General features: G+C 71.3%; 16 protein-coding genes. 11 read left to right on the plus strand and 5 right to left on the minus strand.

The annotated features are described in order from the left end of the window. Positions 1 to 186: 186 nt before the first annotated feature. Positions 187 to 2,292 carry a SpoIIE family protein phosphatase gene (locus tag ACIQM4_RS10865; RefSeq protein ID WP_401589066.1) on the plus strand — a complete coding sequence of 702 codons (2,106 nt, stop codon included), beginning with the start codon at positions 187 to 189 and terminating at the stop codon, positions 2,290 to 2,292. Here the strand turns inward: ACIQM4_RS10865 and ACIQM4_RS10870 are convergent. The 3 genes from ACIQM4_RS10870 to ACIQM4_RS10880 form a co-directional block, all read right to left on the minus strand. After that, positions 2,253 to 3,365: an AI-2E family transporter gene (locus tag ACIQM4_RS10870; RefSeq protein ID WP_401589068.1), complete on the minus strand. Its 1,113-nt coding sequence runs from the start codon at positions 3,363 to 3,365 to the stop codon at positions 2,253 to 2,255. The genes ACIQM4_RS10865 and ACIQM4_RS10870 overlap by 40 nt on opposite strands. 154 nt (positions 3,366 to 3,519) lie before the next feature. After that, on the minus strand, positions 3,520 to 4,476 hold the full coding sequence (locus tag ACIQM4_RS10875; protein ID WP_401589071.1) for a pirin family protein: 957 nt from the start codon (positions 4,474 to 4,476) through the stop codon (positions 3,520 to 3,522). A gap of 87 nt (positions 4,477 to 4,563) precedes the next feature. Beyond that, positions 4,564 to 5,058, minus strand: coding sequence for an SseB family protein (locus tag ACIQM4_RS10880; protein ID WP_401589073.1), 495 nt, complete (start codon positions 5,056 to 5,058; stop codon positions 4,564 to 4,566). Positions 5,059 to 5,189: 131 nt separating this feature from the next. Here ACIQM4_RS10880 and ACIQM4_RS10885 point away from each other — a divergent pair, with 131 nt between their 5' ends. The 4 genes from ACIQM4_RS10885 (at position 5,190) to ACIQM4_RS10900 (ending at position 9,685) form a co-directional block, all read left to right on the plus strand. Further along, complete coding sequence (locus ACIQM4_RS10885) at positions 5,190 to 7,016, plus strand: acyl-CoA dehydrogenase (RefSeq protein WP_401589076.1); 1,827 nt, start codon at positions 5,190 to 5,192, stop codon at positions 7,014 to 7,016. A gap of 86 nt (positions 7,017 to 7,102) precedes the next feature. Continuing rightward, positions 7,103 to 7,825, plus strand: coding sequence for a hypothetical protein (locus tag ACIQM4_RS10890; RefSeq protein ID WP_401589078.1), 723 nt, complete (start codon positions 7,103 to 7,105; stop codon positions 7,823 to 7,825). A 56-nt stretch (positions 7,826 to 7,881) separates the two neighbouring features. Then, complete coding sequence (locus ACIQM4_RS10895) at positions 7,882 to 9,174, plus strand: M18 family aminopeptidase (RefSeq protein ID WP_401589081.1); 1,293 nt, start codon at positions 7,882 to 7,884, stop codon at positions 9,172 to 9,174. Between the two features lie 283 nt (positions 9,175 to 9,457). Further along, positions 9,458 to 9,685, plus strand: a complete 228-nt coding sequence (locus tag ACIQM4_RS10900; protein WP_401589084.1) for a DUF6458 family protein — start codon at positions 9,458 to 9,460, stop codon at positions 9,683 to 9,685. Positions 9,686 to 9,739: 54 nt separating this feature from the next. On the opposite strand, the gene ACIQM4_RS10905 is transcribed toward ACIQM4_RS10900, so the two are convergent. Continuing rightward, positions 9,740 to 11,572 (minus strand): thioredoxin-like domain-containing protein, encoded by a 1,833-nt coding sequence (locus ACIQM4_RS10905; protein WP_401589087.1) that lies wholly within the window; start codon positions 11,570 to 11,572, stop codon positions 9,740 to 9,742. Between the two features lie 94 nt (positions 11,573 to 11,666). Here ACIQM4_RS10905 and ACIQM4_RS10910 point away from each other — a divergent pair, with 94 nt between their 5' ends. From ACIQM4_RS10910 to ACIQM4_RS10930, 5 genes are all read left to right on the plus strand, one after another. After that, complete coding sequence (locus ACIQM4_RS10910) at positions 11,667 to 12,308, plus strand: toxin-antitoxin system HicB family antitoxin (protein ID WP_401589088.1); 642 nt, start codon at positions 11,667 to 11,669, stop codon at positions 12,306 to 12,308. An 87-nt stretch (positions 12,309 to 12,395) separates the two neighbouring features. Continuing rightward, a complete protein-coding gene (locus ACIQM4_RS10915) occupies positions 12,396 to 13,286 on the plus strand; it encodes a DUF4097 family beta strand repeat-containing protein (protein WP_401589090.1) in 891 nt (296 codons plus the stop codon). 106 nt (positions 13,287 to 13,392) lie between these two features. Further along, a complete protein-coding gene (locus tag ACIQM4_RS10920; protein ID WP_401589092.1) occupies positions 13,393 to 13,884 on the plus strand; it encodes a GNAT family N-acetyltransferase in 492 nt (163 codons plus the stop codon). Between the two features lie 22 nt (positions 13,885 to 13,906). Further along, the gene (locus ACIQM4_RS10925) at positions 13,907 to 14,467 is read left to right on the plus strand and encodes a GNAT family N-acetyltransferase (RefSeq protein WP_401589096.1); all 561 of its coding nucleotides are present in this window, start codon (positions 13,907 to 13,909) and stop codon (positions 14,465 to 14,467) included. A 31-nt stretch (positions 14,468 to 14,498) separates the two neighbouring features. Further along, the gene (locus tag ACIQM4_RS10930; RefSeq protein WP_401589098.1) at positions 14,499 to 14,993 is read left to right on the plus strand and encodes an LURP-one-related/scramblase family protein; all 495 of its coding nucleotides are present in this window, start codon (positions 14,499 to 14,501) and stop codon (positions 14,991 to 14,993) included. A gap of 78 nt (positions 14,994 to 15,071) precedes the next feature. Here ACIQM4_RS10930 and ACIQM4_RS10935 read toward each other — a convergent pair whose 3' ends face one another. After that, positions 15,072 to 15,893 (minus strand): carbon-nitrogen family hydrolase, encoded by an 822-nt coding sequence (locus ACIQM4_RS10935; RefSeq protein WP_401589101.1) that lies wholly within the window; start codon positions 15,891 to 15,893, stop codon positions 15,072 to 15,074. Positions 15,894 to 16,091: 198 nt separating this feature from the next. On the opposite strand from ACIQM4_RS10935, the gene ACIQM4_RS10940 reads away from it, so the two are divergent. Next, positions 16,092 to 16,922 (plus strand): maleylpyruvate isomerase family mycothiol-dependent enzyme, encoded by an 831-nt coding sequence (locus ACIQM4_RS10940; RefSeq protein ID WP_401589103.1) that lies wholly within the window; start codon positions 16,092 to 16,094, stop codon positions 16,920 to 16,922. The last annotated feature ends 3 nt before the right edge of the window (positions 16,923 to 16,925 follow it).

A 16,925-nucleotide genomic window follows, 5' to 3' on the forward strand; every position in this document is an offset into this window, starting at 1 on the left:
GGGCGTGCGCACCCCGTTTTCCGGCCCCGTCGGGCGGACGGCACTTCGCGCGTGTGCGGTGGCGAGGTGCCCGGCCGGAGCGCCCACGGCGCCGTTCGGCGCCGATGTTTCACGTGAAACGGAGACCTCCCGGCACCGCCGCCGCCCCGAGCGGCCGGTCACCGTGCGACCTGGAAGGATGTGCCCATGCGCACCGAGGACGTGCTGGCCGCGATCGACACGGGCCTGTGGCGGTGGGACAACGCCTCCAAGGCCGTTGTCTTCGACGCCGTGGCCGCCCGCCTTGTCGGCCTGCCCGCCGGGGAAGCCACGCTCACCGAGTCCGCCGCACGGGCCCGTTTCCACCCCGTCGACTGGAACGAGATAGACGGCATCATCACCCTCGCCGTCGCCGAGGGCACCGTCGCAGAGGCCCGGCTGCGGGTCATGTCGCAGGACGGGCGCCAGGTTCTTCGTACGGTACGCAGCCGGTCCAGGCCGCTGAGCACGCCGGAGGGCGACTACCAGCTCATCGGCACCCTCCAGGAGGTCGCCGAGCCCCCGCCCGGCACCGCGGCCCGCACTCCGGTGACCGGTGACTGGCGGCGCTCACGTGAGGCGTTCCTGCTGGACGCGGGGCGCGCGCTGGCGGAGGCCCGGTCCACGGCGGAGGTGCTGCGGGTGGCGGCCTCCCTGTCCATGCCGGGGTTCTCGCCGGACGGGCTCGCGGTGTTCGGGGTGGCGGGCGACCGGCTGACGACGATCGGGCACCACGGGCACGGGCCGGGGGACGAGGATCCGTTCCGGGACATGCCGCTGGACACGGACTACCCGGCTGCCGAGGTCGCGCGCACCGGGCGGGCCATCTATCTGCCGACGCCCGAGGATTACCGGACCCGCTTCCCGGCGACCTGGCCGCTGGCCGAACCGTTCGGGCGCAGGTCCTGGGCGTATCTGCCGCTGGTCGTGGCGGGCCGGACGATGGGCGCGTGGATGGCGGGCTTCGCCCACCCGGTCGCGTTCACCCCGGACGAGCGCTCGGTGCTGACGACGGTGGCGCGGATGCTGGCCCAGGCGCTCGCGCGGGCCGGTGTGGAGGAGTCGGAGCGGGCCCTCTCCGACGGCCTCCAACGCTCGATGATGCCGACGCTGGGCCCCGCGGTACCGGGCATGAACGTGGCCGCGCGGTACGTGCCGACCGGCGGCGGGCTCCAGGTCGGCGGCGACTGGTACGACGTGATCCCGCTGCCCAGCGGCCGGGTGGCGCTGGTCATCGGCGACGTGCAGGGGCACGACGTGCGGGCGGCGGGGCTGATGGGCCAGCTGCGGATCGCGTTGCGTGCGTACGCCTCGGAGGGGCACCGGCCGGACGCGGTCCTCTCCCGTGCCTCCCGCTTCCTGCACGGCATCACCGACACGTACGCCCCCGACGACCACTCCAGTCCGCGTTTCGCCACCTGTCTGTATCTGGAGGTCGACCCGGCCGACGGGACGGTGGAGCTGGCTCGTGCGGGGCACCCGGAACCCGCGGTGCGGATGCCGGACGGGACCGTCGTGGTCCGCACGACGGCCGGCGGGCTGCCGCTGGGCATCGACGCGGACACCGACTACCCCACGACGCGGCTCGCCCTCGAACCCGGCGAGACGCTGATGATCTGCACGGACGGGCTGATCGAGACGGGCGGACACGATCTGGACTCCGGCTGGGCCAGGCTCCGTACGACCTTGGAGAACCACCGGGAGCTGGACCTGGAGACACTCGCCGACGAACTCGTGCAGGCGGTGCACGGGCCGCCCTCGCACCACACCACGGGGCCGTTGTCCGACCGCCGGGAGGACGACATCGCCCTGCTGCTGCTGAGCCGGGACGGGGTGCCCGCCACGGTTCCCCCGTCGACGGTGCGGTCCACCGCGCTGACCGTCGCCCAGGCCGAGCCCGAGCGCATCGCAAGCACCCGCCGTCAGCTGCGCGAGCTGCTGCACGACTGGGCGGTCGAGGACCAGGTGGACTCGGCGGTGCTGATGGTCTCCGAGATGGTGACCAACGTGCTCGTGCACACGGACGGGGACGCGCTGCTCACCGCCCGCGCGACCGGACCCCTCGGTGCCCGGCGGCTGCGGGTCGAGGTCACCGACGTCAGCGACGAACTGCCGCACAAGCGGCGCCCCGGCGAGATGGCCTCCTCGGGCCGCGGGCTGCTGCTGATGGAGATGCTCGCGCACAAGTGGGGCGTGGACCCGCGCGGCCGGGGCAAGTCGATCTGGTTCGAGCTCTACGAGGACGCGCCGCCGGTGTCGTACGGGGACCTCTGAGCGCTCTCCCGGACGGGCGGGTGCTCCTTGTCCGAGTAGTCCTTCCTGAGCTCGGAGAGGACGCCGAAGGCGGCGGCCGTCAGCGGCACCGCGAGCAGCATCCCGAGGATCCCGGCGACCGAGGCTCCCGCCGTGATGGCCAGCATCACCACCGCCGGGTGCATCTGGACGGTCCTGCTCTGGATCACCGGCTGGAGGATGTGCCCCTCAAGCACCTGGACGGCGAGGACGACGCCCAGCGCCCACAGCGCGATGACCAGGCCACGGTCGGCGAGCGCGACGAGGACCGCCACGGCGCCGGAGATGAAGGCGCCGAGGTAGGGGATGTACGCACCGACGAAGACGAGCGCCCCGAGGCCGACGGCGCCGGGAACGCGCAGGATCAGCAGGCCGACGGTGATGCAGAGCGCGTCGATGAGCGCGATGAACGTCGTCCCGCGCATGAACCCCTCCACCGCCTCGAAGGCGCGGCGCGACATCGCCTCGGCGGTGTCGGCGGTGTCCCCGGGCGCGAGGCCGCGCAGCGCGGACACGGCGCGGTCCGAGTCCCGCAGGAAGAAGAAGATCAGCAGCATGGCGAGGACCGCGGTCGCGACGATCTCGCCCACGATGCCGAGGCCTGCGAGCACCCCGGAGGCGGCCGTCCCGCCGAACTTGCCCAGCAGGTCCTTGGCCTTGTCGCCGAGGTCGCTCAGGGTGGTGCCCGTCCCACCGAACTTCTCGGCGAGGTCGGACGCTGCACGCTCCACCGACGACAGGATCTGCGCACCGCTGTCGATGAGGGCGTTGACGACGATCCAGGAGGCATCGCCGGCCGCGGCGACGACGGCCGCGCAGGTCAGGGCGGCGGCCAGCGACCTGTTGACCTTCATCCTGACGAGACGTCGATGGAGCGGCCCGAGCAGCGCCGTGCCGAGCAGTGCGAGGAGGACGGGCGTCACCGCGGTCTTGAAGGTGACGCACAGCCAGATCGCCACGGCGACGACCCCGGCGACGAGCAACGCGACGACACACCAGGCGGCGATGCGTCGGGCGGGGTCCGGCAGGAGGGGTTTCGGCTGGGACGACGGCATGCGCCCCACGAGAGCACGGCGCCGGGCCGCCCGCCCCCCGGCGACGGCCGGGCGGGTGACGGGCCGTCAGGACATGGTGTCCGACGGCCCGCCCACGACTGCACTCCGTGCCCCGCGGGCCGTCAGGACAAGGCGTCCGACGGCCCCCCGGCACCTACATGCCGTGCACTGCGGGCACCGTCCCCAGCAGACCCTTCTGGAAGTCCTCGAAGGCCTGGCGGAGTTCGTCCTGGCTGTTCATGACGAACGGGCCGTAGTGCGCCATCGGCTCCCGGATCGGACGGCCGCCCAGGAGCACGACCTCCAGGTCGGGGGTGTGCGAGTCCTGGGTCTCGTCGGCGCGGACCGTCAGCGAGCCCCCGTCGCCGAAGACCGCCGTCTGGCCCACCTGAACCGGGCGCCGGTCCTTGCCCACGGAGCCCCGGCCGGCCAGCACGTACGCCAGCCCGTTGAAGTCGGAGCGCCAGGGGAGCGTGACCTCGGCACCCGGCCGGACCGTCGCGTGGATCATCGTGATGGGGGTGTGCGTGATGCCGGGACCCTCGTGCCCGTCGAGCTCGCCCGCGATGACACGCAGCAGCGCGCCGCCGTCGGGAGAGGTCAGGAGCTGGACCTGGCCACCGCGGATGTCCTGGTAGCGGGGGTTCATCATCTTGTCCGCCGCGGGGAGGTTCACCCACAGCTGGAGGCCGTGGAAGAGCCCGCCGGACTGGACGAGCGACTCCGGCGGCGCCTCGATGTGGAGCAGGCCGGAGCCGGCCGTCATCCACTGGGTGTCGCCGTTCTGGATGGTGCCGCCGCCACCGTTGCTGTCCTGGTGGATGAAGGAACCGTCGATCAGGTACGTCACGGTCTCGAAGCCGCGGTGCGGGTGCCAGGGCGTGCCCTTGGGCTCTCCGGCCGCGTACTCCACCTCGCCCATCTGGTCCATCATGATGAACGGGTCGAGGTGCCGGTAGTTGATGCCCGCGAACGCGCGGCGCACCGGGAAGCCCTCCCCCTCGAAGCCGCTCGGCGCCGTGGTGACGGCGAGCACGGGGCGGGCCACGGCGTCCACGGGAGCGGACACCCTCGGCAGGGTCAGCGGGTTTTCGACGGTCACTGCGGGCATCTTGAGCCACCTCCAGGCGGGATGTTCAACATTCAACTTAGTTGAATCCTGAACTTCCCGCAACAGGGGGCTTTCGGCCGGGCCGGCTCAGCCGTACATGCGGCGCATCGCGAAGTCGACCATCTGCTCCACCGCCTTGGCGTCGAACACCATCCGGTGCTCGCCCTCCATGTCGAGCACGAAGCCGTACCCGGTCGGCAGCAGGTCGATCACCTCGGCGCCGGTGATCACGAAGTACTTGGACTCCTTGCCCGCGTACCTGCGCAGCTCCTTGAGCGAGGTGAACATCGGGATCACCGGGTGCTGCGTGTTGTGCAGCGCCAGGAATCCGGGGCCCTCGCCCCGCGGGCAGTAGACCTTCGACGAGGCGAAGATCTGCTGGAAGTCCTCGGCGGACAGCGTTCCGGTGGTGAACGCGCGCACCCCGTCGGCCAGCGAGGGCGGCGAAGGCTCGGGGTACAGCGGCTGCTCCGCGTAGGCCTGCTGCTGGGGCGGCGGCTGCGGCGGGGCATACCCCTGCTGGGCGCCCCCCGGCGGGGCGTAGCCCTGCTGCGCGCCCGGATTCTGCTCGTAGCCATACATGCGGGAAAGAGTAGTGGGCCACATCTGGCCGCATGGGGTTGCGGCTTATTACCGACGGGTAGCATCATCGTAGCTACTTGCTGGTATTTGTACGAGGATCCTGCCTCCCCGAGTTATACGGAGCCGTCGCCATGGGGCACTACAAGTCGAACCTCCGGGACATCGAGTTCAACCTCTTCGAGGTGCTCGGCCGCGACAAGCTGTACGGCACCGGCCCGTTCGCGGAGATGGACGTCGAGACCGCCAAGAGCATCCTCGACGAACTGCGCCGGCTCGCCGAGAACGAGCTGGCCGAGTCCTTCGAGGACGCCGACCGCAACCCGCCGGTCTTCGACCCGTCGACCAACACCGCGCCCGTCCCGGCCTCCTTCAAGAAGAGCTACCAGGCCTTCATGGACTCCGAGTACTGGCGCCTCGGCCTGCCGGAGGAGATCGGCGGCACCACCTCCCCGCGCTCCCTGATCTGGGCGTACGCGGAGCTGCTGCTCGGCGCCAACCCGGCGGTCTGGATGTACTCCTCGGGTCCGGCCTTCGCCGGCATCCTCTTCCAGGAGGGCAACGACGCGCAGAAGAAGGTCGCGCAGATCGCCGTGGACAAGCAGTGGGGCTCCACCATGGTCCTCACCGAGCCGGACGCCGGCTCGGACGTCGGCGCGGGCCGCACCAAGGCGGTCCAGCAGGAGGACGGCTCCTGGCACATCGAGGGCGTGAAGCGCTTCATCACGTCCGGTGAGCACGACATGTCGGAGAACATCCTCCACTACGTCCTCGCCCGCCCCGAGGGCGCCGGCCCCGGCACCAAGGGCCTGTCGCTCTTCCTCGTCCCGAAGTACGAGTTCGACTGGGAAACCGGTGAGCTCGGTGCGCGCAACGGCGCCTACGCGACGAACGTCGAGCACAAGATGGGTCTCAAGGCCTCCAACACCTGCGAGATGACCTTCGGCGACCAGCACCCCGCCAAGGGCTGGCTGATCGGCGACAAGCACGACGGCATCCGCCAGATGTTCATGATCATCGAGTTCGCCCGGATGATGGTCGGCACGAAGGCCATCGCCACCCTGTCGACGGGCTACCTGAACGCCCTGGAGTACGCCAAGGAGCGCGTGCAGGGTCCCGACCTCGCCCAGTTCATGGACAAGACCGCTCCCAAGGTCACCATCACGCACCACCCCGACGTGCGCCGCTCGCTCATGACGCAGAAGGCCTACGCGGAGGGCATGCGCGCCCTCGTGCTGCACACCGCCTGCGTCCAGGACGAGATCGCGCTGAAGGAGGCGAACGGCGAGGACGCCAAGGCGGAGATCGCGCTGAACGACCTGCTGCTGCCGATCGTGAAGGGCTACGGCTCGGAGAAGTCCTACGAGCAGCTGGCCCAGTCGCTCCAGACGTTCGGTGGCTCCGGTTACCTCCAGGAGTACCCGATCGAGCAGTACATCCGGGACGCCAAGATCGACACGCTGTACGAAGGCACCACCGCGATCCAGGGCCAGGACTTCTTCTTCCGGAAGATCGTCCGCAACCAGGGCGCCGCGCTGAACCAGCTCGCCGAGGAGATCAAGAAGTTCCTCGCGGTCGGCACCGGCGGCGACGAGCTCGCCCCGGCGCGCGAGCAGCTCGCCAAGGCGGCCGTCGACCTGGAGGCCATCGTCGGCGCCATGCTCACCGACCTCGCGGGCACCGAGAAGGACGTCAGGTCCATCTACAAGGTGGGCCTCAACACGACCCGTCTGCTGATGGCCTCCGGCGACGTCGTGGTCGGCTACCTGCTGCTGCGCGGCGCGGCCGTCGCCGCCGAGAAGCTGGCAGGCGCCTCCGCCAAGGACAAGGCCTTCTACACCGGCAAGATCGCCGCCGCCAAGTTCTTCGCCGCGAACGTGCTGCCGGGCGTGGGCATCGAGCGCGCGAAGGCCGAGACGGTCGACAACTCGCTGATGGAGCTGGACGAGGCCGCGTTCTAGGTTCGTCCCCAGCTGCCGAACGGGCCGGAGTGTTTCACGTGAAACACTCCGGCCCGCTGTCGGTGGGGCGTGGCAGGCTTGTTGGCATGGCTGGACAGGAGCACATGAGCAAGGGCGCCGGATACTCGGTCCCGGCCGGGCTGCCGCACGCGCTCAAGGAGCTGCGCAGCAGGCTCGGCTCGGCGAACGACCTGGTGGGCGAGTTGTACGAGGGCGCCCACCCCGCCGAGTACGAACCGGTCGCCGACTCGCTGTACAGCGCGTACCGCACCGCCTCCGAGCTCGCCCCCGCCCGGAACGTGACCGGCTGCAAGGAGCACCCCGACGGCGCCGTCGACCCGACCGTGCCCGACGGCTGGGGCCGCTGCCTGATCTGCAACCACCGCCGCCGGCTCACCGAGCGAGGGGCACCCACCCCCGCCGAGGAGACGCCCCGGCTGCCCGAGCGCACCGGGCAGCGCACCACCCTGGCCACGCTGACCGCACAGTTCGCCCTGGTCAACGAGCGCTCGTTCAACCTCGGGACGGCCTCACGGCCCACGGAGTTCGCGGCACTCGCCGAGGCCCTGCACCGGGCCTTCGTACTGGCCCGCGAGCTGTCCCGGCCGCGCAACGCCTCCGGGTGCGCCCAGCACCCCGGCGCCCCGGTCGACCCGGACGCCCCGCCCGGCGAGGAGTGCCTGTTCTGCGCGGGCCGCCGCCGTCAGGCGCAGCGCGCGGCGGGCACCCCGCAGATGCTGCCCAGGGTGCCGCGCGGCGAGCGACGGATGCCGCTGCGCAGGAGGTTCGAGCGGCCGCCGGGGCTGTAGCGCGCCCGGTGCCTGACCGTGACCCGGGTGCCTGCGGGCCTGGTTACGCTGAACACATGAGCACAGCAGCCCGCTTCGATCGCGGACACACCGACGACCTGATGTCCTTCCTGACGGCCGGCCCTTCGCCGTACCACGCCGTCGCCGCCGCTGCCGAGCGGCTGGAGAAGGTGGGCTTCCGGCAGGTGGCCGAGACCGACGCCTGGGACGGCACCTCGGGTGGCAAGTACGTACTGCGCGGCGGTGCGATCGTCGCCTGGTACGTGCCGGACGGCGCGCGGGCGCACACTCCCTTCCGTATCGTCGGCGCCCACACCGACTCTCCCAACCTGCGCGTGAAGCCGCTCCCCGACACCGGCAACGAGGGCTGGCGCCAGGTCGCCGTCGAGGTCTACGGCGGGACGCTGCTCAACACCTGGCTGGACCGGGACCTCGGCCTCGCGGGCCGGCTGACCCTGCGCGACGGCTCGCACCGGCTGGTCAACATCGACCGGCCGCTGCTGCGCGTCCCGCAGCTGGCCGTGCACCTCGACCGCGCGGTCAACGAGGGCATGAAGCTCGACAAGCAGCGGCACATGCAGCCCATCTGGGGCCTGGGCGAGGTGCACGAGGGCGACCTCATCGCGTACGTCGCGCAGGAGGCGGGTGTGGACCCCGAGGACGTCGTGGGCTGGGACCTGATGCCGCACGCCGTGGAGGCCCCCTCCTACCTGGGCCGCGACCAGGAACTGGTGGCGGGCCCCCGGATGGACAACCTGATCTCCGTGCACGCGGGAGTCGCCGCGCTGGCCGCCGTCGCGAGCGGTGACGAGGAGCTGCCGTACATCCCGGTGCTGGCCGCCTTCGACCACGAGGAGAACGGCTCGCAGTCCGACACGGGCGCCGACGGCCCCCTCCTGGGCAATGTGCTGGAGCGCTCCGTCTTCGCCCGCGGCGGCTCCCCCGAGGACAAGGCCCGCGCGGTCGCGGGGACGATCTGTCTGTCCTCCGACACGGGTCACGCCGTGCACCCCAACTACGCGGAGCGGCACGACCCGACGCACCACCCGCGCGCCAACGGCGGCCCCATCCTCAAGGTCAATGTGAACCAGCGGTACGCCACGGACGGCGCGGGGCGCGCGGTGTTCGCGGCAGCATGCGAGAAGGCGGGGGTGCCGTGGCAGAACTTCGTCTCGAACAACGCGATGCCCTGCGGCACGACCATCGGCCCGATCACCGCCGCCCGGCACGGCATCCAGACCGTGGACATCGGTGTCGCGATCCTCTCCATGCACAGCGCCCGCGAGCTGTGCGGCGCCGACGATCCGTACCTCCTGGCCAACGCCCTGACCGCCTTCCTGGAGGGCTAGGGCCTCTCGTTTGGATCATGCTGGGCTCGCCCTGATCCAGCCTGATCCAAACGAAAGACCCTAGGTCCGAAAGGGTCCAGGTCCTGCCACCGCACCCTTGCGAACCGGCCAAGCCGGCCCGGCCGGAGGGCTGAACTCCGCCTCCGCGCATGGCCGTTCCGGGCCCGGGTACGCGCTCTCGTACAAGAGAGCCGATTGATTCCGTACGCAAACCGGGCTCGGAACGGTCGTAAGCACTCGCGGGTCGCGCATTCGCGGGAATCGCATTCGGAGGCGAACTGACATGGGACTGGGCGGCTGCATCGTCCTCGTCGCGGTGGGGGCCATCCTGACCTTCGCCACGGACTGGGAGCTGGAAAGCGTCAACCTCGACCTGGTCGGGGTGATCATGATGCTCGTCGGTGTCATCGGAATCGTGGTCTTCACGAGCGTGCTGCGACGCCGTCGCGGTGTGATCGTTCCGCCCGCGCAGAACACGGTGGTCGAGGACCCGAACCGCCGCTACGAGTAACGCGTCATCCTGGCCCGCCCCGCAGGTGCGGGGCGGGCCCGACGGCTGTTCCGGCTACGCGTCCAGGCCCGCCAGGACGAGGGCGAGCCTGGGCACACCGGTCTCGGTGACCTTGACCGGAACTCCCCAGTCCTGCTGGTGGACATGGCAGGCGGGGTACTCGTTGGCCGGGTCGTCGTCGCAGGACGCGGCCATCGCGGAGACGTGCAGGACCCCTTCCGCGACCTCCGGGTCCAACAGGATCTCGCGGCTCAGGTCGCTGCCCGTACCGTCCCCCTCCGCGATCAGTCCGGGCGGCGTCGCGGAGACCAGCAGCCGGGTCGAAGGGCCGTACCGGGTGTCGAGCTTCTGACCGCTCGGCGCCTCGAAGACGACGTCGAGCCGGAGCTTGCCCGGCGCGACCTCGGTCGCGGCCCGCTGCGTGCGGTGGGCGACGGCCTCCACCCGTACCGCCTCCTCGGGCAGCCGCAGCCGGGTCAGCCGGTGCCGCGCCGACTCGACGACCACGATGTCGTCGTCGACCAGGACCGCGCCGCTCGGCTCCCGTAGGTCCGTGGCGAGCGTGGTGACCTGGCCGCTGTGCGGTTCGTACCTGCGCAGCGAGTGGTTGTACGTGTCGCTGATCGCGACCGATCCGTCGGGCAGCGCGGTGACGCCCAACGGGTGCTGCAACAGGGCCTGTCCGGCCTCGCCGTCACGGTGCCCGAAGTCAAAGAGGCCGGTGCCGACGGCGGTGTGGACGACGTCGTCGGTGTCCACCCAGCGCAACGCGGAGGTTTCCGAGTCGGCGACCCACAGGCGGTCGTCGGCGGCGGCCAGACCGGAGGGCTGCGCGAACCAGGCCTCGGCGACCGGGCCGTCGACCAGGCCCTCGTTGGTGGTCCCGGCGGCCACCCGGACCCGGCCCGACTCCGGGTCGTACGCCCAGAGCTGGTGCACACCGGCCATGGCGATCCACACCTCGCCGCGCCACCAGGCCACGTCCCACGGGGACGACAGCGACACGTCGAGCGCCGGCCCCGAGGTCGGCTCGCCCTGCCACCACTGCTTTCCGGTCCCGGCGAGCACCTCCACCCGGCCGTTGACCGGGTCGTACGACTTCAGCTGGTGGTTGACCGTGTCGGCGACGACCACCCGGCCGTCGGGGAGGAGGGCGAGCCCCTGCGGCTCGTTGAACCCACCGCCGCCACCGCCGTCGTCGCCGTCGATCCTGCGGAGCACGCGCTCGCCGTCCGACGCCAGCTCGACGAGCTGGTTGCGGGTGGTGTCGGAAACCAGCAGCCGGCCGGGCTCCCCGTCGCCCTGGGGCAGCAGGAGCGCCTTGCCGGGGAAGCGGAGATCGGTGGCGACGGGCTCGGGCTCGACATAGGGGCCGTCACCGCGCCGCAGCGTCCCCTTGGCCTCGTGCTCGGCCTCCAGCTCGGTGATCAGCCGCTCGATGGCGTGTGCATGCCCCTCGCCCGCGTGCTGGGCGACGATGTACCCCTCCGGGTCGATGACGACCAGGGTCGGCCAGGCGCGGACGGCGTACTGCTTCCAGGTGGCCAGCTCGGGGTCGTCCAGGACGGGGTGGTGCACCTGGTAGCGCTCGGTGGCATCGACGACGGCCTGGTGCTCGGCCTCGTGCACGAACTTCGGCGAGTGCACGCCGATGATCACCGTGGTGTCGCTGTGCCGCTGTTCCAGCTCACGGAGCTCGTCGAGCACGTGGAGGCAGTTGATGCAGCAGAAGGTCCAGAAATCGACCACCACGCACTTGCCGCGCAGCCCGGCGAGGGTCAGCTCTTTGCCTCCGGTGTTCAGCCAGCCGCCCTTGCCGATCAGCTCGGGGGCGCGGACACGGGCACGGCGGGGCGCGGGGGTGGGCGCCGGGGCAGCATCGTTCATCCTTAAAGCTTGCCACTCCGGCGCAGCTCGCCGCCGCCCCGGCGCTGAGCCAGGAGCCCTTGATCTGGTACCACTGTGGCACCATAATGCCGCCATGGACCTCACGCCGTATGTCGACACCCTCCGCCGCGAACTCGCGACGGCCGCGGAAGCGGGAGGGGACGAGGCTCGTGCCCTGGCGGAGCGGCTCACGGCGCCGCTGGAGTCGGCCGCCAGGCTCGCCCTGCTGAACGTCCTCTCGGACGCCATGGGCGAGGTGACCCGCGAGCTCGCGCCCGGTTCGGTGGACGTACGGCTGCGGGGGCTCGACCCGTCGTTCGTCGTGACGCCGGCGCCGGGCGGGCCGGAGTTCGCGGGGCGGCCCGAACCCGGCGGACAGGAGACGCGCGGAGACCGGGCGGGGAGCGGGCAGGGGACGCGGGACGGCCTGGCGGGGAGCGGGCCTGCCCCGGCAGCCGTTTCCCGGGCCGCGGAAACTTCGGCAGGCCCGGGGCCCGCGGACACCGAGGAGAACGGCACCTCCCGGATCAACCTGCGACTGCCCGCCCACCTCAAGACGCGCGCCGAGGAAGCGGCAGGACACGAGGGCCTGTCGCTGAACGCCTGGCTGGTACGGGCCGTGGCCTCGGCCGTCGAACCTGGCGCGGGACCGTCGGGCACCGGCCGCCCTCCCTACGCCGACCCCGTCCAGCACCCCGGCCGCAGCAGGCAGAGCTTCACGGGCTGGGTCCGCTGACGCGGAGCGCGAGACGCCGACCGGAACACTCCACGCGGCCACCCGGCTGCGGGGACGACCCGCTGGAACCAGGAGAACGGGACAGTCATGCCGAAAGCCCGGTCCGCCGAAAAACCGCACGTCCACCGCTTCAAGACCCCCACCCCGGTCACGGCCGCCGTGAGCATCGAGGTGGGCACGGTACGGGTCCTCGCCACCGAACGCACCGACACGGTCGTGACCGTGCTGCCGGGGGTGCAGGACAGGCCCGCCGACGTGAAGGCCGCCGAGCAGACCCAGGTGGACTGTGCGAACGGCACGCTGCGGGTTCGCGCCCCCAGGACCCGCGCTCTCTTCGGCAAGACTCCCAGCATCGCCGTGGAGATCGAGGTGCCCGCCGGCTCCCTGCTCGAAGGCCGCTCCTCGGTGGGTGAGTTCGACTGCCGGGGACGGTTCTCCGAGGTGCGCGTCAGGGCGTCGGTCGGCGACATCCGGGTGGGCCACGCGGACACGGTCCATCTCGGTACCGGACACGGCAGCGTCACCGCCGACCACGTCGAGGGCAACGCCGAGGTCACCACCGGCTCCGGCGAGATCCGGCTGGGCACGGTCGGCGGCACCGGCACCGTCAAGAGCTCCAACGGCGACATCCGCGTGGACGACATCACGGGAGCACTGAACCTGCGCGTCGCCAACGGCAACGTCACCGTCGGCCGCGCCCGCTCCGCCGTCACCTCGCGGACCGCCAACGGGGGAGTGCGGCTCGACGAGGTCATCCGCGGAAAGGTCACCGTCGAGACCTCGGCGGGGAACATCGAGGTCGGTGTCAGGGACGGTTCCGCGGCCTGGCTCGACGTCAACTCCACGCTCGGCAGGGTCGAAACAGACCTTGCAGACGCGGACGGTCCGGGCGACGCCGGAGAAACCGTCGAGGTCCGGGCCCGTACGACCATCGGCAGCATCACCGTCCGCCGGGCCGCCGGCACACCGCCCCACTAATCCACTTGCCCCGGCCACCCTCCTCTGGGAACGTGACGGCCCGAGGCCGCGAACACCTCCGCACGCCACCCCGTTCGCGTACCGGAAACCCCGTTCAGGAGACCCCTTGCCGCTCGTCGCCGACCTGCCCACCGACCGTCTCCTGCTGCGCGCCTGGACCCCGGAGGAGATCGACGCGGTGATCGCCGGGAAGCACCTCGCGCACTGGGCGCAGGACTACCCGACCGAGGGCGACCAGAGCCTGTCCGGGCTCTTCGCCGAGAACCCAGACTGGTACGGCGAGTACGGCCACCGTCAGATCGTCGAACGCGGGAGCGGCCAGGTCGTCGGTGCCATCGGACTCTTCTGGCCGCCGACCGACGGCGAGATCGAGTTCGGGTACGGAGTGGCGCCCTCACGCCGGCGCCGCGGTTACGCCTCCGAGGCTGCCCGGGCACTGGTCGCGCACGCGCTCGGCGCCCCGGGCGTGCACACCGTCTACGCGAAGGTGTCGCTCGACAACCCTGCCTCCGCCCGCGTGCTTGAGAAGGCGGGCCTCACGCCCTGGAACGGCCTGACCCTCGAACCCGGCCTGACCGCCTTCCGTACCTCCTCCTGACCACCCGGTGAACACGAGATCCGTGACCGTGCCGCACCCAGGCCCCGCGCCCACCCCCGCGCCGCTGCCCGTTCCCGGCCTCCAGCGCCTGCGTGCCGAACACGCCCCCGCGCTCCTCGCCTTCGAACGCGCCAACCGTGCCTTCTTCGCCGCGTCCGTTCCCGACCGGGGTGACGCGTACTTCACCGGGTTCGCGGACCGGCACCGCGCCCTGCTCGCCGAACAGGCCGCGGGCACGATCGCGTTCCACCTGCTCGTGGGCGAGGACGGCGAGGTCCTGGGCCGGTTCAACCTCGTCGACATCGCCGACGGCTCGGCCGAGGTCGGCTACCGCCTCGCCGAGAAGGCGGGTGGCCGTGGGCTCGCCACCGCCGCCGTCCGCGCGCTCTGCTCCCTCGCGGAGACCCGTTACGCACTGCACACCCTGCGTGCCGCGACCACTCGCGACAACCTCGCCTCCCGCAAGGTCCTCGCCCGCACCGGCTTCCTGACGACGGGAACGGCCGACTTCGACGGCCGCCCCGGGCTCACCTACGTACGGACCAGGCCCGAGCGACCGGAGCCCGGGGCGCCGCGCGCGTGACTCGGCCGTCGGGGCGGGTATCCGTCATGGCATGAAGTTTCTCGTACGCGACAAGCTCTTCTCGATCGGTGACGACTACTGGATCGAGGACGAGAACGGACAGCATGCCTTCCTCGTCGACGGCAAGGCACTCCGGCTGCGGGACACCTTGGAGATCAAGGACTCCGAGGGACGGACGCTGATCACGCTCAGGGAGAAGATGCTCAGCTGGCGGGACGCGATGACCTTGGAGAGGAATGGCGAGGCGCTCGCGACCGTACGGAAAAAGCGGCTGTCGCTGCTGCGCAACCACTACCGCGTCACGCTCAACGAGGGCACCGAACTGGACGTGAGCGGCAGGGTGCTGGACCGGGAGTTCGCCGTCGAGTACGACGGCGAACTCCTCGCCCACATCTCCCGCCAGTGGTTCCGGGTGCGGGAGACGTACGCCGTCAACGTCGTACGGGAGGACACCGACGCGGCCCTGCTGATCGCGGTCGCGGTCTGCGTGATCCGCATGGCGGAGAAGGAGCGTGAGGGGGACTAGGGCCCCTGGTTGTCCTCGTCGGATCCGGTGCGTCCTTGTCGGATCCGGTGCGTCCTCGTCAGGGCCGGTGCGTGCTCGTCAGGGCCGGTGCGGTTCCGGCAGGCCCAGCAGGCGGTCCTTGAGGGCCGGGAACTGTTCGCGGGTCGCCGCGGGCCGTGCCGGGTCCAGGTCCACCACCAGGACCTCCTCGCCCGCGCCCGCCTCGGCCAGTACCTCGCCCCAAGGGTCGACGACGACGCTGTACCCGGCCTGCTCGACACCCGCGTGCGTGCCGGCCGTGCCGCAGGCCAGGACGTACGCCTGGTTCTCCACCGCCCGCGCGCGGGCCAGCAGCGTCCAGTGTCCGCGCCGCTTCACGGGCCATCCGGCGGGCACGACGAAGGCCTCGGCGCCGCCGTCGACGAGCCCGCGGAAGAGTTCGGGGAAGCGCAGGTCGTAGCAGGTGGCAAGGCCCAGGTGCAGCTCCGGCGTGCGTACGGTGACCAGTTCGCGCCCCGCGCCCATCAGCACCGCCTCGCCCTCGTCGAAGCCGAAGCGGTGGATCTTCCGGTAGCAGGCGGCGAGTTCACCGTCGGGGGCGAAGACCAGGGAGGTGTTGTAGAGGGCCCCCTGCGCCGAGGCCGAGCCGTCTTCCGGCGCGGCCCGCTCCACGAACGAACCGGCGTGCAGCCAGGCCCCGATGTCCCGCGCCGCCTTCGCCATCGCCTCGTACGTGGGGCCCTTGAGCGGCTCCGCCTCCTCGGCGAACCCCTGGTACCCCCAGGCTCCCGTCGGCCACAGCTCGGGAAGCACCACGAGGTCACTGCCCTGCTGTTCCCGCACCAGCGAGGCGACCCTCTCCCGGCGGGAATTGACCGATTCCTCGTCCTTTACGTCGATCTGGAGCAGAGAGGCGCGCACACTACCACCGTCCTGGCATTCGAGCCGTCAACACGGGCCTACGATCGTCACACGAAAGCACTGCCGGGGTGCCTCCGGGCAGCGTAACTTAGCGTTCAAGTCCGCACCCGGACACCCGAACCGCATCTGCCCGCCCGCACGCACGGCAACCCAGCCGCACCGCCCGCGCCGCCGCCACTGAACCGCCCGAGGGGTCCCGTGACCGTCCACCAAGCCAGCCTGCAGACCAGTGCCGATGCCTGGGCGCATTCCATCGAGGCGATATCCGACCTGGTGAAGCCACTCGTCGAGGGCGAGTGGAACCGCCGCACCCCGTGCCCCGGCTGGTCGGTGCGCGACATCGTCTCCCACGTCATCGGCGCCGAGTGCGAGATGCTGGGCGACCCCCGCCCGATCCACTCCCTGCCGAGCGACCTCTTCCACATCACCTCCGACGTGGCGCGTTACCTGGAGGTGCAGGTCGACGTGCGGCGTCACCACACGGCGCCGGAGATGACCTCGGAGCTGGAGTACACGATCATCCGCCGCAACCGCCAGCTGCGGAACGAGAGCCGCTCCCCCGACACCACCGTCCGCTCGCCGCTCACCGGCCGGGAGACCACCCTCGAAACCGCCCTGTGGATGCGGGCGTTCGACGTGTGGGTGCACGAGCAGGACCTGCGCACCACCTTCCGGCAGCCGGGCAACCTGGACTCCCCCGGCGCGTACCTCGCCCGTGACTTCCTGCTGCAGGCCCTGCCCAAGGTCGTCGCCAAGGACGCGGGCGCGCCCACGAACTCGGCGGTCGTCTTCGACGTCCACGGCCCGGTCGAGTTCCTGCGTACGGTGCGCGTCGACGACCGTGGCCGGGGCACCGTCGACGGCACCCCCTCGCTCGGCCCGCTCGTCACGGTCGCGCTCGACTGGGAGACCTTCTACCGGCTGGCCTGTGGCCGGGTGCGGTACGCGGCGGTGGCCGACCTGATCAAGATCGAGGGCGACGAGGACCTGGCCGACGCGATCCTGCGGAACTTCGCCGTGACGCCGTAGCGG

The sequence above is a fragment of the Streptomyces sp. NPDC091272 genome (assembly GCF_044757485.1).
In the GTDB taxonomy this organism is placed as follows: Bacteria; Actinomycetota; Actinomycetes; order Streptomycetales; family Streptomycetaceae; genus Streptomyces.

Bases quoted from the DNA above. Each gene is read 5' to 3' on its own strand.
- ACIQM4_RS10900 (WP_401589084.1), top strand. From the start codon at position 9,458: ATGGGACTGGGCGGCTGCATCGTCCTCGTCGCGGTGGGGGCCATCCTG.
- ACIQM4_RS10905 (WP_401589087.1), bottom strand. From the start codon at position 11,572: ATGAACGATGCTGCCCCGGCGCCCACCCCCGCGCCCCGCCGTGCCCGT.
- ACIQM4_RS10865 (WP_401589066.1), top strand. From the start codon at position 187: ATGCGCACCGAGGACGTGCTGGCCGCGATCGACACGGGCCTGTGGCGG.
- ACIQM4_RS10915 (WP_401589090.1), top strand. From the start codon at position 12,396: ATGCCGAAAGCCCGGTCCGCCGAAAAACCGCACGTCCACCGCTTCAAG.
- ACIQM4_RS10895 (WP_401589081.1), top strand. From the start codon at position 7,882: ATGAGCACAGCAGCCCGCTTCGATCGCGGACACACCGACGACCTGATG.
- ACIQM4_RS10885 (WP_401589076.1), top strand. From the start codon at position 5,190: ATGGGGCACTACAAGTCGAACCTCCGGGACATCGAGTTCAACCTCTTC.
- ACIQM4_RS10930 (WP_401589098.1), top strand. From the start codon at position 14,499: ATGAAGTTTCTCGTACGCGACAAGCTCTTCTCGATCGGTGACGACTAC.
- ACIQM4_RS10875 (WP_401589071.1), bottom strand. From the start codon at position 4,476: ATGCCCGCAGTGACCGTCGAAAACCCGCTGACCCTGCCGAGGGTGTCC.
- ACIQM4_RS10870 (WP_401589068.1), bottom strand. From the start codon at position 3,365: ATGCCGTCGTCCCAGCCGAAACCCCTCCTGCCGGACCCCGCCCGACGC.
- ACIQM4_RS10880 (WP_401589073.1), bottom strand. From the start codon at position 5,058: ATGTATGGCTACGAGCAGAATCCGGGCGCGCAGCAGGGCTACGCCCCG.
- ACIQM4_RS10910 (WP_401589088.1), top strand. From the start codon at position 11,667: ATGGACCTCACGCCGTATGTCGACACCCTCCGCCGCGAACTCGCGACG.
- ACIQM4_RS10890 (WP_401589078.1), top strand. From the start codon at position 7,103: ATGGCTGGACAGGAGCACATGAGCAAGGGCGCCGGATACTCGGTCCCG.